This window comes from Streptomyces sp. DSM 41931 (assembly GCF_050271085.1).
Classification (GTDB): domain Bacteria; phylum Actinomycetota; class Actinomycetes; order Streptomycetales; family Streptomycetaceae; genus Streptomyces; species Streptomyces albogriseolus.
This window is the reverse complement of record NZ_CP189902.1, coordinates 2,345,441-2,359,667: the sequence shown is the minus strand read 5'-3', so window position 1 is coordinate 2,359,667 and position 14,227 is coordinate 2,345,441. Positions and strand designations below refer to the sequence as shown.

Sequence of the window (14,227 nt, the reverse complement as noted above, 5' to 3'; positions counted from 1 at the left end):
GCGCGGGCGGTCAGTCGCGGCGCAGGTACTCCGGGGCCGGGGGCCTCGACGCGGACGGGTCGTCGTCCATCGTGGCGGAGAGCCATGTCGTGTACGAGGCCTGCCAGCCGGTCGCGGTGTCCTGCCGGAAGTCCACCAGGATCTGGTTGACCCGGCGCACCAGGTCGTCCGCGTCCTTCTTCATCGCCACGCCGTAGTACTCGGTCGTGAACGCCTCGCCCTTGAGCTCCACCGTCGGATCCTGCGCGGCCTGGCTCGCCGCGAGGGCGCCGTCGTTGACGACCGCGTCCACCTCGCCGAGCTGGAGCCGCACCAGGCAGTCCAGCTGGTTCGGCACGGTGGTGGAGATGTCCGTCGACGCCGGCAGGTCGCCGTTCCTCCGGTCCTCCTCCAGCTTCGCGTACGCCGTCGAGCCCTTCGCCGTGCAGACCTTGCGGTGCGCGAGCGTCTCGTCGTACCCCTCGACCGGGGAGGACTTCGGCGCCAGCACCTGCTGGCCCGTCTTGAAGTACGGGGCGGAGAACGCCACGTCCTTCAGGCGCGAGCAGTTGATCGTCATCGTGCGGACCACCAGGTCCACCCGGCCGTCCTGGATCGCCGGGATGCGCTGGTCGGTCGGGATCGCCTTGAACTGGACCGCGTCCGGGTCGCCGAGGACGTCCTCCGCGATGCGGTGCACCAGGTCGATGTCGAAGCCCTCGAGGCGGCCGCTTTCACCGCTGTTCGGGTCCCGGTAGCCCCACCGGTAGCTGTTCTGGTCCACACCGACGATCAGCTTGCGCTTCTCGCCCGGGCGGTTCTTGATCGCGGTGATGGCGGGGCCGTCGGCGCGGGACGGGGGCAGGGTCTGCTTCTCGGGCGCCTCGCAGTCGTCGGCCGCGCGGGCGGTGTCGGCGGTCAGGGCCTGGGTGGTGCGGTGGCCGGCCGGCTGGTGTGCTCCCGCCCCCGAGGCGACCGAGCCCGTGCAGGTCAGGGCCAGGGCGAACACCAGGGCGAGGGCGCAGGCCACTGCCATCGCGCCCACGCCGCCCCAGCCCTTCAGGCGGGCCCGCAGGTGTCGTGTGTGCATCGTCATGGCCCCCTTCGGCTTCGTCGTCCGCCGCCCGGTCATCGGTACTCCGACAGCCTGCGGCCGATGCCCAGCACCGCGCCCGCCGCGCCCAGCACGGCGAGGACCGCCGCGCCTGCCGGCAGGCCCGTCAGCGCGTCCCGGCCGTCGCCGGCCGCCGTCGCGAACTCGGCCTCCTCGTGCTCGAGCGCCGTCGCCAGGTTCTTGTCGACGGCGTCGAAGCACTCGCCCGTGGCGCCCTGGGCGCCGATCACCATGTCCAGTGCCTGCTGGTAGTTGCCGTTCTCGTCCTGCTCGCGGGCGGCCGCGTGGCGCTTCTTCCACTCCGTCATGCTGCCCACGGCCGCGGTCACCGGCTTCGAGCCGGCGTCGTCGTCCGCGAGGCGCCGGGCGTGGGCCAGGCCCTTGGCGAGGGTGTCGATGTCGCGGGTGAAGTCGTGGTCGTAGGCGTCGAGGGTCAGGTCGCCGACCTTCTTCGTCTCCGCGCCGCGGGCGACCAGGGTGAGGTTCTCGTTGCCGCGGGCCTTCAGGGAGGCGATGCGGGCGTCGTGGAGGACGGCGAGGGACCGGACGCCGTGGTCGTAGGAGTCGTCGAGGTGGCTGCGCGCGAGGGCGTGGCCGGCCGTGAGCCAGAGGAGCACGACGGTGGTGGCCGCTGTCGCTGTCACCAGGCCGTGGTTGAGGACGCGGTTCGTGCGGAGGTACGTGCGGCGCTGGGCCCAGGCGAGGGCTGCGAGGGTGGCCAGGCCCAGGGTGATCGCCGGCCAGGGGTACGGGGTCGCGTCCGCGTAGTCCGCGCGGAGACGTTCGTTCTCCTTGGTGTAGAGGTCCTGGGCGGCCGGGAGCATCTCCTGCTGCATCTTCTCGTTGGCGTAGCGCAGGTAGGCGCCGCCTACGGGATACCCCTGGCGGTTGTAGGTGCGGGCGCGCTCGACCAGGCCCTTGTACTCGGGGAGGAGACGGTTGAGCCTGGTGATCGTCTGTGTGGAGGGGGAGCCAGGGGCCGCGTTGGCCGCGGCGTTCACCAGTTTCGCGGCGGCGGTCGCGATGTCGCGTTCGTAGCGGTCGCGGGTGGCGGCGGACTCCTGGCCTCCCGCGAGGAAGCCGCTGCTCGCCGCGGTGTTGGCGTCGGCGAGGGAGCGGTAGATGTCCGCGGCGTCGGAGGTGAGGGGCTGGCTGCTGGTGAGGACGGCGTCCGCGGCCGCCGCCCGGTCGGTCATCTGCCAGGCCGTGACCGCGCCGAACGCGACGACCAGGGCGGCCAGGGCCGCGCCGATGACACGGAGGCGGCCGGGTTCCGTGGTGGCGGCGTGGCGGAGGCGGTCGACGCCCTCGGCGAAGGCCGTGCGGCGGCGGGCGGGAGGCGAGGGGGGTGAGGCGGGCGTGGGGGGTGGAGTGGTGCTCCTGCCGCCGGGTGCGCCGGGGGCCGGCGGCTGGGGTGGGATCGCGGGCAGCGTGGGGGGCGCGCCCGTGTTCGGCGTGTGTGTCATCTGACCTCCCCCATGGTCATCCTCCGCGGCAAGTATCGCCGTCGGGCACGACATCCGCACCGGCCTTGGCACGATCTTGATCCAATTGCGGTGTGACGGCCGGAATTTCCGGCCGCCGCACCCCACCCTGCCCAGGAACACGCCCGGGAAATCCGTTCGGTTCCGGGAGGTTGCGCCCGGCGGGGAGGGTGCACGGCGCGCCTGCGCGGGGTGCGCGGGCGCGCCTCCTGACGCGGCAGGCCCCCCTACGTGTAGTGCGCGCGCAGGCGTTCGTGCGCCTCCGGCGGGGCCGACACGTCGTCCAGGCCGAGGAGGGCCGCTCCCAGGACGGGGCGCGCCGTCACCACGTGCGGCACGGCCTTGGGCGCACGGGCGGTGAGGCGGGTGCGGATGCCCTCCGTGAGGAGGGGGTGGTCCGCCGCCAGGACGCTGCCTCCCAGGAGGACCGGGGTGTCCTCGTCGAGGAGGTCCAGGCGGGTGAGGGCCACGGTCGCCATCGTGACGATCTCGGCGGCCTGCCGGTCGATGACGTCGCGGGCCGTGCGGTCGCCCTGGGCCGCCGTGGCGAAGAGGACCGGCGTCGCCTCGTGGCGGCGGTGCGGCGGGATGCGGCGGAGGTGCAGGGCCTCGATCAGGGCGGGCATGTCGGGGACGCCGTAGTGGGCGGGGAGGGCGGTGGCCAGGGCGGTCGGTCCGCCCCGCCCGTCCGCGGCGCGCGCCGCGTGCCACAGGGCCTCCTCGGCCAGGGCCCAGCCGCCGCCCCAGTCGCCCGAGAAGCGGCCCAGGGCGGGGAAGCGTGCCGTACGGCCGTCGGGGCGCATGCCCACGCAGTTGATGCCCGCGCCGCAGACCACGGCGACCCCCCGGGGTTCGGAGACTCCCGCGCGGAGGACGGCGAACGTGTCGTTGCGGACCGTGACCGTGGAGGACCAGCGGTGGGACGCGATGGCCTCGGTGAGTTGCTCTTCCTCGACGGGGAGGTCCGCGTTGGCCAGGCAGGCGGAGAGGTGGGCGGCCTGGGGAACGCCTGCCGTCCGCAGCGCTTCGGTGACGGGAGCGGCGAGGGTGGTCATCGCCTCGTCCAGGCCGTCCGCGGGCGGGCGGAAGCCGCCTCCTTGGGCCGTGGACAGCACCGTGCCGTCGGGGGCGACCACCGCCACGTCCGTCTTGCTGTTGCCCGCGTCGACGGCGAGGACGGCCGCGGTCAGGCCCACGTGAGGTGCTCCCGGTTGTGCGCGATCAGGTCGTCGGTCAGGCGGTCGGCGTACTCGTACTGGCCGATCAGGGGGTGGGCGAGCAGGGCGCGGAAGACGCGGTCCCGGCCGCCGTGCAGGGCCGCCTCCAGGGCCAGGTCCTCGTACGCCGTCACGTTCGCCATCAGGCCCGCGAACAGGGGGTTCACCGGTGCGACGGGGAGCGGTGCCGCGCCCTTGGTGGTGACCGCTGCCGGGACTTCGATCACCGCGTCGTCGGGGAGGAAGGGGAGCGTGCCGTTGTTGAGGGTGTTGACCACCTGGTGCCGCGAGCCCGCGTCGCGGAGGAGGGCCGCCGCCAGGTCCACCGCCGCCTCCGAGTAGTACGCGCCGCCCCGCTCGGCCAGCAGGGCCGGCTTCTCGTCGAGGGCGGGGTCCGCGTAGAGGGCGAGCAGTTCCTTCTCCATGCGGGCCACTTCGGCCGCCCGGGAGGGCTTCGTCCGCATCTCGCGGACCACCTCGTCGTGCGCGTAGAAGTAGCGGAGGTAGTAGGAGGGGATCACGCCCAGCGTGGTGAGGAGGGGGAGGGGGAGGCGGAGGTCCGCCGCGATCGAGTCGCCGTGGGCGGCCAGCAGACGAGGGAGGACGTCCTCGCCGTCGACGTGGACCGCCGTCTCCCACGTGAGGTGGTTGAGGCCCACGTGGTCGAGGCGGACCTCGGAGGGGTCCACCTCGAGGAGCGCCGCGAACTTGCGTTGGAGGCCGATCGCCACGTTGCACAGGCCCAGGGCCTTGTGGCCCTCCCGGAGCAGGGCGCGGGTCACGATGCCCACCGGATTGGTGAAGTCGATGATCCACGCGTCGGGGTTGGCGCGGCGGACCCGGTCGGCGATGTCCAGGACGACCGGGACCGTGCGCAGCGCCTTGGCCAAACCGCCCGCGCCGGTGGTCTCCTGGCCCACGCAGCCGCATGCGAGGGGCCATGTCTCGTCCTGGAGACGGGCCGCCTGGCCGCCCACCCGGAGCTGGAGGAGGACCGCGTCGGCGCCGTCCACCGCCGCGTCCAGATCGGTGGTCGTGGTGATGCGGCCCGGGTGGCCCAGACGGGCGAAGACACGGCGGGACAGCGGGCCGATCAGGTCCAGGCGGTCGGTCGCCGGGTCGGTGAGGACCAGCTCCGTGACGGGCAGGACGTCCCTCAGCCGTGCGAAGCCGTCGATGAGTTCGGGGGTGTAGGTCGAGCCTCCGCCGACCACGGTGAGTTTCATGCGCGTTGTCCCTTGGCTCCGGTGAGGGTGGGGGCGGGGTCAGCGCGAGGTGTCGAAGACCTCGTCGCGGGTGGTCGCGAGCGCGCTCTCCAGCGCGCCGCGCAGCACGGGGTGTTCACGGACGCCGGCCGCTGCGAGCCGCGGGCGGGAGGCGGCCAGTTCCGCCAGCTCGGCCTGGATCAGATGGCGCAGCGGCTCGCCGCCCGCGGTGAGGGCGGTGCCGCTCAGCACGACGAGCGCGGGGTCGAGGACGGCGACCAGGGAGGCCAGGCCGGTCGCCAGACGGGTGGCGTAGGCGCGCAGCAGCGCGCGGTGCGGTTCCTCGTCGGGGCGGGCCGCGGCGCGCTCCAGCAGCGCCGCCGCCACCTCGGCGTACGGGCCCCGCGGCACGTCCTCGACGCCCAGCTCGCGGGCCAGCCGGGGCACCGCCTGGGCGCCGGCCAGCTCCTGGAAGCCGCCGCTGTTGGCCCTGGTGACCTGGCGGACCAGCGGGGCGCCGGGCACCGGCAGGAAGCCGACCTCGCCGGCGCCGCCGGTGAAGCCGCGGTGCAGCCGGCCGCCCAGCACCAGGGCGGCGCCCAGGCCCTCCTGGTTCCACAGCAGGACGAAGTCGTCGTGGTCGCGGGCCGCGCCCAGCCGCCGCTCGGCGAGCGCGACGAGATTGACGTCGTTCTCGTACGCGCACGGCATCGGCAGGGCCGCCGCCAGCTCGTCCAGCAGCGTGGGGGAGTGCCAGCCGGGCAGGTGGGAGGCGTAGCGCAGCCGGCCGGTGTTCGGGTCGAAGGCGCCGGGGGTGCCGATCACCGTGCGGTGGATGTCCGCGCGGGTCAGTCCCGCCGCCTTCACCGCGCCGTCCAGGGCGTCGGTGACCTGCTGGACGACGGGCACGGCGCGGCGGCGGCCCGGGGCGGGCAGTTCGTGGTGGCCGACGGTGCGGCCGGTGATGTCGGCGACGGCCGCGCGGATCCGGTGCGGGTTCACGTCCAGCGCGGCGACGTACGCGGCGGCCGGGTTCACGGCGTAGAGCTGGGCGCCCGGGCCGGGGCGGCCCTCGGTGGTGCCGGTGGCGACCACCAGCCCGGCCGCCTCCAGGCGGGCCAGGAGCTGGCCGGCGGTCGGCTTGGACAGACCGGTGAGCTTGCCCGTCCGGGTGCGCGACAGCGGGCCGTGCTCCAGCAGGAGGTCCAGGGCGGCACGGTCGTTCATGGCGCGCAGGACGCGCGGGGTGCCCGGCGTGCCGGCTGCTCCTGTCACGGGGTGCGCCACCCGCCCTTCGTCGGCCGCACGGCTTCCCGGCGGGCGCACGGGACGTCCGTCCCGGGGCCGCCGACCGGAAATTGTCAGGAAACCTTCCTGTCGGACGGGTAGGAAGGTAGGCCCGGCGCGGAGCGGCCGTCAAGAGCCGGCCCCGGACAGGTACGAGGGGCGGCGTCCGGGAGGTCCCGGCCGCCGCCCCTCGGCGGTCCCGCCGCTACTTGGTGGTGTTCGGACCCGGCAGCGGGGAGGCGGCCATCGACTGCGGGGACACCGAGCTGGCGTACGCGGACGGCGCGGCCATCCCGGCCGTCGGGTCGGGGGCCGGGGCGTCCTCCGTGGCCGTGGCGCCGCCGACGATACGGATGCCGTTCGCGTCCAGGGCGCGCTTGATGCGCCAGCGCAGCTCCCGCTCCACGGTCAGCGACTTGCCCGGCATCGTCTTCGCGGAGACCCGGACCACCATCGAGTCCAGCAGCACCGAGTCCAGTCCGAGCACCTCGACCGGGCTCCACAGGAGCTCGTTCCAGGGCTCCTCCTTGCTGGTGCGCTCGGCGACGTCGCTCAGTACGGCCTTCACCCTGTCCAGGTCCTCGTCGGAGCGGACCGTGACGTCCACGTTGGCGGTCGCCCAGCCCTGCGAGAGGTTCCCGATGCGCTTGACCTCCCCGTTGCGGACGTACCAGATCTCGCCGTCGGCGCCGCGCAGCTTCGTCACCCGCAGCCCGACCTCGATCACCTCGCCGGTGGCCACGCCCGCGTCGACGGTGTCGCCCACGCCGTACTGGTCCTCCAGGATCATGAAGACGCCGGAGAGAAAGTCCGTGACCAGGTTGCGGGCGCCGAAGCCGATCGCCACACCGGCCACACCGGCCGACGCCAGGAGCGGCGCGAGGTTGATCTGGAAGGTGCCCAGCACCATCAGCGCGGCCGTGCCCATGATCAGGAAGGACGCCACGGAGCGCAGCACCGAGCCGATCGCCATGGACCGCTGGCGGCGGCGCTCGGCGTTGACCAGCAGGCCACCGAGCCCGCCGCCCTCCAGCGTCTGGCCGGAGCGGGACATACGGTCGACCAGCTTGGTGATGGCCCGCCGGACGAGCACGCGCAGCACCGCCGCGATCACCAGGATGAGCAGCACCCGCAGTCCGATGGCGAGCCACGTCGACCAGTTCTCCTCGACCCAGCCGGCCGCGCTCGTGGCGCTCTCCTGGGCGTCCTGCAGCGAGGGGACCCGTGGGGTCCCCGACTCCGCGGGGGTCGGTGACGGGTCGGCGGCCGGCAGGGCGGCGGACAAGGACACGGCGGGTACCTCCAGGTGCACGACCGTCCCCGGTGCGTCAGTCAAGACCTGCGAGATCACGAACAGGTCACCGGTGGGGACGGAACCACCACACTAACGGGGCATTGTGAGCGGAACGCCGGGATGTGTGAAGAAGAGACCGCGCTCACCTGCGCTTGAACAGGCCATGATCCTGGGGATGTATCCGGGTGTGGTCGAAAACACTCCCAGCCCGTTACCGGGACATGGTGGCGCGTTCACCAGGCATGAGGGGAGACTGACTACGGATCGTCCCGGCGCGAGCCACGCGCCGCCGGCGTACAAGGAGGCCGTCCGTGCCGCATGTCCTGGTCCTCAACGCGTCGTACGAGCCGCTCGGCGTCGTACCGCTCCGCCGCGCGCTCGTGCTCGTCCTCGAGAACAAGGCAGTCTGCCTCGAGGAGACCGGCGCCTATCTGCACAGCGCGACCGTCACCGTCCCCGCACCCAGCGTGGTCCGGCTCAAGCGTTTCGTGCGGGTTCCCTACCGGGGGCCCGTCCCACTCACCCGCAGGGCGCTGTTCGCCCGTGACGGGGGCCGGTGCATGTACTGCGGTGGCGTCGCCACCAGCGTCGACCATGTCATCCCGCGCAGCCGCGGGGGCAAGCACGTCTGGGACAACGTGGTGGCGTCCTGCCGCCGCTGCAACCACGTGAAGGCCGACCGCCACCTCTTCGAACTGGGCTGGCGCCTGCGTCACAAGCCCGCCCCGCCGACGGGCCTGGCCTGGCGCATCATCGGCACGGGCCACCGCGACCCGCGCTGGCTGCCGTACCTCCAGCCGTACGGGGCGGACGACGCGCTGGCGCGGATCGACGGGATCTCGGCCTGACGGATGCGCCCGCGCGTCGGGGGTGACGTCGGGGGCGTCCGCAGCGCGCACCGCGGGAGCGCGGTGGCCGCCGCCCTCACCGGCCACACAGCGCCCGCCCCGGTCAGGGCGAGGACGCAGACGATCAGCGTGGGCGCGCTGAAGAGGCCGCCACGCCTCCGTGCGGGCGCGCGTACGACACCGGGGCGTACGCGCTCCGGCTCGCCGCCGGCTCAGTCCGCGACCGCGTACGCCTCCACCGACCACAGCGAGTACCCGTACCGCGTGGCCCGCTGTTCGCCCTGGACACGGATGTGGCGGACGTCCGGCTCGTCCATGCGGACCGTCTCGTGGCCGCCGCGGCTGTCGTGGACCTCCGCCGCCGTGCGCCAGGCGCGGCCGTCCGGGGAGACCTCGACGCGGTACGCCGAGGCGTGCGCGTCCTGCCAGCGCAGGTCGACCTTGCCCAGCCGCACCGGGCGGTCCAGCTCCACCTGCCACCACGCGTCGTCCTCGGCCGGCGACGACCAACGGGTTCCGGCGTCGCCGTCGTTGGCCGCCGACGCCGGGAAGTCGGGCGTCTCGTCGGCCGAGGACCGCGCACGGCCGGTACGGGCCACGTCGGGGCCCTCGACGGGCGGCACCGCGTCCACGGTCAGCGTGCGGGCCGCGCCGCCGAAGCCGAGGCGGACGTCGTAGGAGCGGGTGGGCGTGCCCGGCTTCACGGTCACCTCGACCGGCACCCGCACCGGCGTCCCGCGCGGCACGGACAGCAGCTGCTTCGGCACGCGCACGTCGACGCCCTCCGGCGCGTCCGCGGTCAGCCGGTCCCGTACGTCCTCGGGGCGGGCGGAGCCGAGGGTGACCGTCACCGTGCGGGTGCGGCCGATGTCGGCGTCGGCGCGGTCGCCGGGCAGCTCCACCACGGCGTCCGGCACGTCGGCGAACCACGGCACCACGTGCCGCACCCGCCCCGGGTCCGCGTCCACGACCCGGACGGCGTCCACCGGCCGCTCGCCCGTGCGCAGCTCGGTGGCGCCCTGCGCGGCCAGCGCGCCGAGCCGCCGCCAGGCCCCGCCCTCCGTACGCACCTCCACGGAGCCCGTGGTGCCCGGCTCGGTCAGCACCGTCACCGTGTCCAGCACCCGGGCCCGCTCCAGCCGCAGCGTGCCGCCGTCGCTCCCGGCGGGCGCCTGCGCGATGCCCGCCCAGCTCTCGTACGCGGTGCGCGCCCGGTTCAGGAACGGGTCCAGCACGCCCTCCGCGACCGTGACCCGCGCCGACTCCAGCTCCGTGCGCAGCGCCTCAAGCCGCCGGTACGCGGCCCAGGCGTTCCCCGCGTCGCCGGCCTGCTGGGCGCGCAGCATGTCCAGCGCCGCCGTGCCCGCGTCGCCGTAGCGGGCGAGGTGCCCGGTCCAGGGGGTGATCTCGTCGGAGAGGGAGGTGCCGGACAGCCGGCCGGGCAGGTCGCGCAGGTCGGTGAAGGCGGCGCGCAGCCGCTCGGCCGCCGCCGTGTCGCCTGCGCCGCGCGCGGTGGGCCGGGTGCGCCAGAACTCCGCGAGCAACGGCCGCAGATACGCCGCGTCCGTGCCGCCGAGCACCGAGGAGGCGGTGTTGCGGGCGAGGGCGGTCAGCGCCTTCTCACGCCGGGCGTCGCCGCCGGCCAGGTCGGCGATCGCGGCACGCCAGGACTCCTGGGGGCGGTACTCGCGAGGGTTCCAGGCGAAGTCGGCGGCCGTGAAGAGAGCGATGCGCGACGCCTCGGGCTGCTCCATCGCGTTGGCGAGCAGCGCGGCCGAACCGGCGGCCACGGCGGGCTCCCGGCCCTGGTAGGGGCCCAGGAACAGCCGCCCGGGGGCGTAGTCGTTGACCGGGTAGTTGTCCATCGTCACCAGCGGGTGCGCGAACACCTCGCGCGCCTCGGACAGCTGACGGCCGGTGATGGTGCGGGGCACCACGCCGACGCCGGTCCACGCCACCTCGACGCCGTCGTCCAGCTCCCGCGCGAGCGCCCGCCGGTACGCGGTCGAGCCGTCCTCGTAGTACTCGGTGGGCATCAGGGACAGCGCCCGGGCGTCCGGGTGCCGGCGCGCCAGATGCCGGGCGACCGCGTTCGCCACGTGTGCCTGGGCGCGGGCGGCCGCCTCGGGCCCGGAGCCGAACCGGTCGGCGTCCGCCCCGCAGTGCCACTCGCTGTAGCTGACGTCCTGGAACTGCACCTGGAAGGCGCGGAAGCCCAGCGCCCACATCGCGTCGAGCTTGCGGGTCAGCGCCCGCAGATCCTCGTCGGAGGAGAAGCACATCGCCTGCCCGGGCGCCACGGCCCAGCCGAGGGTGACGTGGTTGCGCGCGGCCCGCTCGGCCAGCTCGCGGAACTCCGCGCGCCGCTCGGCCGGGTACGGCTCGCGCCAGCGGGCCTGCCGGTACAGGTCGTCGCCGGGCGCGTACAGATACCGGTTCAGCTTGGCGCGGCCCATGAAGTCGAGCTGGCCGAGCCGCTGCCGGTGCGTCCACGGGGTGCCGTAGAAGCCCTCGGTGATGCCGCGCACGGCGGTGGCGGGCCAGTCCCGTACGACGGCGGCGGCGAGCGTGCCGTCGGGGCGGACCAGGCGGCGCAGGGTCTGCACGGCGTGGAACAGGCCGTCGCCGTCCGCCCCGGTCAGGGTCACGGAGCCGTCGCCGGAGGTGAGCGTGTAGCCGCCGGCCGGGAGGGCGTGACGGGGGTCGGCGGAGGCGCGTTCACTGTCCGCGCGCACCACGAGCGCCCCCTCGGGCACCGGTGCGCCGGGGTCGGTGAACCGGCGCGCGCCGGCCTCCCGCAGGACGTCCTTCAGCGCCTCCAGGGCGTACGGGTCCGCGGCCCGCTCCGCGACCAGGGCGACCTCTTCGGTCACCCGGACCGGGGCGCCGTTCGCGCGCAGGGAGTGCGGGCGCGGCCACACCGCCGGGACGCCCGCCTCGGCCTTCCCGGCCGGGTCGGCGGCGGGCGGCCGGGACGGATCCGGTGCGGGCGCGGCCGTCGCGGCGGGTGCGACGCCCAGGGATCCGGCGAGCACGGCGAGTGCGAGTGCGGTCCTCCGCGCGGTCGCCGTTCCACCACGCCACAGCTGCACGAGGCCCCTCCTGATCCCCCGGGACCGGCCGGTCTACGACCGGCGGCCGTGTCCATTCCGTTACCGAGACGCCCCGAGCCCACCACTCCTGGAGTGAACGTGTCAATCAGAGGGGGTGTTGTGGCGCGTTTGTCCCCCTGAGGAGTGAGAGTGACGGAAGAGAATGTGACCAGGTTCACGTTGAACGTCTTTGTGCGTCTGCGCTCGCGTCCGCTGGGTAGGGCTGCGAGATGACCCGCACGTCCGGCTCGACGAGGAGGCCCTTGGTGGCTGCAGCGGCATACGTCTTTCCCCCGGTCCTGTCCAAACCCGTGGCGGAGCACTCCGCGCCCGTGGCGGAGCACTCCGCCTGCGACCCGCACGACTGCTTCCTCGGCGCCGAGGGCACCGGCGCCGAGGCGCCCCTGACCAGCGAACCCCCGCTGCCCGACGCGGAACCCCTGACCAGCGAACCGCCGCTCGCCGACGCCACCCCGCTGACCAGCGAGTCCGACACCTTCTCCGACACCTCGGACTCCGCGGGACTCGACGCCTTCCCGGCCCAGTACCGCCCGGAGCCCTAGCGTGACCGCGCCACGGCAGGACGGGACCCCCTCCGAGGCGCTGTCCCGGCTCGCCGCCCTGCACGGAGTCGCCACCTCCTACAGCCCCTCCCCCGACACCACGGTCCCGGCCTCGGCCGCCGCCGTCACCCGCGCGCTGGCCGCCCTCAGCGTCGACGCGTCCACCGACGAGGCCGTCCGCGCCGCCCTGGCCGTGCGCGAACAGGAGATCACCGAGCGGCTGCTGCCGCCCACCGTCGTCGGCAGGGGCGCCCGGCCGCCCGAGGCGCTGGCCGCGCTGCCCGAGGGCACCCGGCTGGAGATCCGCACCGAGGACGGCGGCACCCGCGCGTCCGCCGAGGACCTTCCGCCCGGCGTGCACCTGCTGACCGCCACCGCCCCCGACGGCCGCACCGCCCGTGCCCATCTGATCGTCGCACCGCCCCGGCTGCCCGCGGTCGAAGGCCGCTCGTACGGGCTGCTGGTGCAGCTGTACTCCCTGCTCTCCCGCCGCTCCTGGGGCATGGGCGACCTCGCCGACCTCGGTGAGCTGGCCGGGTGGGCCGGACGCGCGCTGGGCGCCGGGTTCGTGCAGGTGAACCCGCTGCACGCGGCCGTCCCCGGCCCCCCGACCGACCCGTCCCCGTACCGTCCCTCCTCGCGCCGCTTCCCCGACCCCGTGCACCTGCGGGTCGAGGCCGTGCCCGAGTTCCCCCACGTCGAGGACCGCGAGCGGCTGCACGCCCTGCTGGAGCGGGCGGCGCGGCTGCGCGAGGCGGTGCTCGGCAAGGGGGAGCTGATCGACCGGGACGCCGTCTGGGAGGCCAAGCGGGAAGCGCTCGAACTGGTGCGGACGGTTCCGCTCGGCCCCGGCCGCGCCGCCGCCCTGCGCGCCTTCCGCGCCGAGCAGGGGCAGGCCCTCGAGGACCACGCCACCTGGTACGCGCTCGCCGAGGCGCACGGCCCCGACTGGCGCCGCTGGCCCGCCGCGCTGCGCGACCCCCGCTCGGCGGAGACCGCCCGCGCCCGCGAGGAGCTGCGGGACCGCGTCGACTTCCACTCCTGGCTCGTCTGGCTCACCGACGCCCAGCTCACCGCCGCCCAGCGGGCCGCGCGGGAGGCCGGGATGCCGGTGGGGATCGTGCACGACCTGGCAGTCGGCGTGCATCCCACCGGCGCGGACGCCTGGGCGCAGCAGGACCACTTCGCGCACGGCATGTCCGTCGGCGCGCCCCCGGACGCCTTCAACGCGCGCGGCCAGGACTGGGGGCTGCCGCCCTGGCGCCCCGACCGTCTCGCCGAGAGCGGGTACGCGCCCTTCCGCGACCTGCTGCGGGGCCTGTTCCGGTACGCGGGCGCCCTGCGCATCGACCATGTGATGGGCCTGTTCCGGCTCTGGTGGGTGCCCGAGGGCCGCCCGCCCACCGAGGGGACGTACGTCCGCTACGACGCCGAGGCCATGCTCGCCGTGCTCGTCCTGGAGGCGTCCCGCGCCGGGGCCCTGGTGATCGGCGAGGACCTCGGGACGGTCGAGCCGGGCGTGCGCGAGGCGCTGCGCGACCGGGGGGTGTACGGCACGTCGGTGCTGTGGTTCGAACGGGACTGGGCGGGCGACCGCCGCCCGCTGCCGCCGGAGCGCTGGCGCGCCGACTGCCTGGCCACGGCCACCACCCACGACCTGCCATCCACCGCCGCCCGCCTCACCGGCGAGCACGTGGAGCTGCGCGACCGGCTGGGCCTGCTCACCCGGCCCCTCGCCGAGGAGCGGGCGGAGGCCGCGGCGGACGTGGGGGAGTGGCTGGAGCTTCTGGAGGGACTGGGGCTCCTGCCCGGGACGGGCGAGGGCGGCACGGACGCCTCCCGGGAGGAGACGGGGATCCAGGCGGTGTACCGCTACCTGCTGCGCACGCCCGCCCGCATGGTCGGGGTGTGGCTGCCGGACGGGGTCGGGGACCGGCGCCCGCAGAACCTGCCCGGCACCTGGGACCAGTACCCGAACTGGCGGCTGCCCGTCGCCGACGCCGGGGGGCGCCCGGTGACCCTGGAGGACCTGGCCGCGTCCCCCCGGCTGCGGGCCCTGGTGGACGTGCTGCGCGCCGACGCCCGCCCGGCCCCTGACCGCCCCGCGCCCGGCCCCTGACCGGCCCGCGCGCCCGTACGACACC

Annotated in this window: 10 protein-coding genes; 3 read left to right on the top strand and 7 right to left on the bottom strand. The window is 75.0% G+C overall.

What is annotated here, in order from left to right:
• Positions 1 to 10: 10 nt before the first annotated feature.
• From ACP7TJ_RS10965 to ACP7TJ_RS10940, 6 genes are all read right to left on the bottom strand, one after another.
• Positions 11 to 1,069, bottom strand: a complete 1,059-nt coding sequence (locus ACP7TJ_RS10965; protein ID WP_427762964.1) for a glutamate ABC transporter substrate-binding protein — start codon at positions 1,067 to 1,069, stop codon at positions 11 to 13.
• Between the two features lie 38 nt (positions 1,070 to 1,107).
• Positions 1,108 to 2,559 carry a hypothetical protein gene (locus tag ACP7TJ_RS10960; protein WP_427762962.1) on the bottom strand — a complete coding sequence of 484 codons (1,452 nt, stop codon included), beginning with the start codon at positions 2,557 to 2,559 and terminating at the stop codon, positions 1,108 to 1,110.
• A 245-nt stretch (positions 2,560 to 2,804) separates the two neighbouring features.
• On the bottom strand, positions 2,805 to 3,773 hold the full coding sequence (locus tag ACP7TJ_RS10955; protein ID WP_367470827.1) for an N-acetylglucosamine kinase: 969 nt from the start codon (positions 3,771 to 3,773) through the stop codon (positions 2,805 to 2,807).
• A complete protein-coding gene (locus ACP7TJ_RS10950) occupies positions 3,764 to 5,020 on the bottom strand; it encodes a 6-phospho-beta-glucosidase (RefSeq protein ID WP_427762960.1) in 1,257 nt (418 codons plus the stop codon). The genes ACP7TJ_RS10955 and ACP7TJ_RS10950 overlap by 10 nt, the downstream gene beginning before the upstream one ends.
• Positions 5,021 to 5,059: 39 nt before the next feature.
• Entirely contained in the window at positions 5,060 to 6,274 is a 1,215-nt protein-coding gene (locus tag ACP7TJ_RS10945; protein ID WP_427762959.1) for an ROK family transcriptional regulator, read from the bottom strand.
• 217 nt (positions 6,275 to 6,491) lie between these two features.
• The gene (locus ACP7TJ_RS10940) at positions 6,492 to 7,598 is read right to left on the bottom strand and encodes a mechanosensitive ion channel family protein (protein WP_427767325.1); all 1,107 of its coding nucleotides are present in this window, start codon (positions 7,596 to 7,598) and stop codon (positions 6,492 to 6,494) included.
• Between the two features lie 293 nt (positions 7,599 to 7,891).
• Between ACP7TJ_RS10940 and ACP7TJ_RS10935 the strand changes: the two genes are divergently transcribed.
• Complete coding sequence (locus tag ACP7TJ_RS10935) at positions 7,892 to 8,428, top strand: HNH endonuclease (RefSeq protein ID WP_006133642.1); 537 nt, start codon at positions 7,892 to 7,894, stop codon at positions 8,426 to 8,428.
• Positions 8,429 to 8,640: 212 nt separating this feature from the next.
• Here the strand turns inward: ACP7TJ_RS10935 and ACP7TJ_RS10930 are convergent, their stop codons facing one another.
• Positions 8,641 to 11,520 carry a beta-N-acetylglucosaminidase domain-containing protein gene (locus ACP7TJ_RS10930; RefSeq protein WP_427762956.1) on the bottom strand — a complete coding sequence of 960 codons (2,880 nt, stop codon included), beginning with the start codon at positions 11,518 to 11,520 and terminating at the stop codon, positions 8,641 to 8,643.
• Between the two features lie 266 nt (positions 11,521 to 11,786).
• Between ACP7TJ_RS10930 and ACP7TJ_RS10925 the strand changes: the two genes are divergently transcribed.
• On the top strand, positions 11,787 to 12,083 hold the full coding sequence (locus tag ACP7TJ_RS10925) for a hypothetical protein (RefSeq protein ID WP_167742600.1): 297 nt from the start codon (positions 11,787 to 11,789) through the stop codon (positions 12,081 to 12,083).
• Position 12,084: 1 nt separating this feature from the next.
• Positions 12,085 to 14,202: a 4-alpha-glucanotransferase gene (malQ, locus tag ACP7TJ_RS10920; protein ID WP_427762954.1), complete on the top strand. Its 2,118-nt coding sequence runs from the start codon at positions 12,085 to 12,087 to the stop codon at positions 14,200 to 14,202.
• Positions 14,203 to 14,227: the final 25 nt, after the last annotated feature.

What these genes read in the sequence shown, in the direction of transcription:
- ACP7TJ_RS10965 (WP_427762964.1), bottom strand. Translation starts at nt 1,069, where the DNA reads ATGCACACACGACACCTGCGGGCCCGCCTGAAGGGCTGGGGCGGCGTG.
- ACP7TJ_RS10950 (WP_427762960.1), bottom strand. Translation starts at nt 5,020, where the DNA reads ATGAAACTCACCGTGGTCGGCGGAGGCTCGACCTACACCCCCGAACTC.
- ACP7TJ_RS10960 (WP_427762962.1), bottom strand. Translation starts at nt 2,559, where the DNA reads ATGACACACACGCCGAACACGGGCGCGCCCCCCACGCTGCCCGCGATC.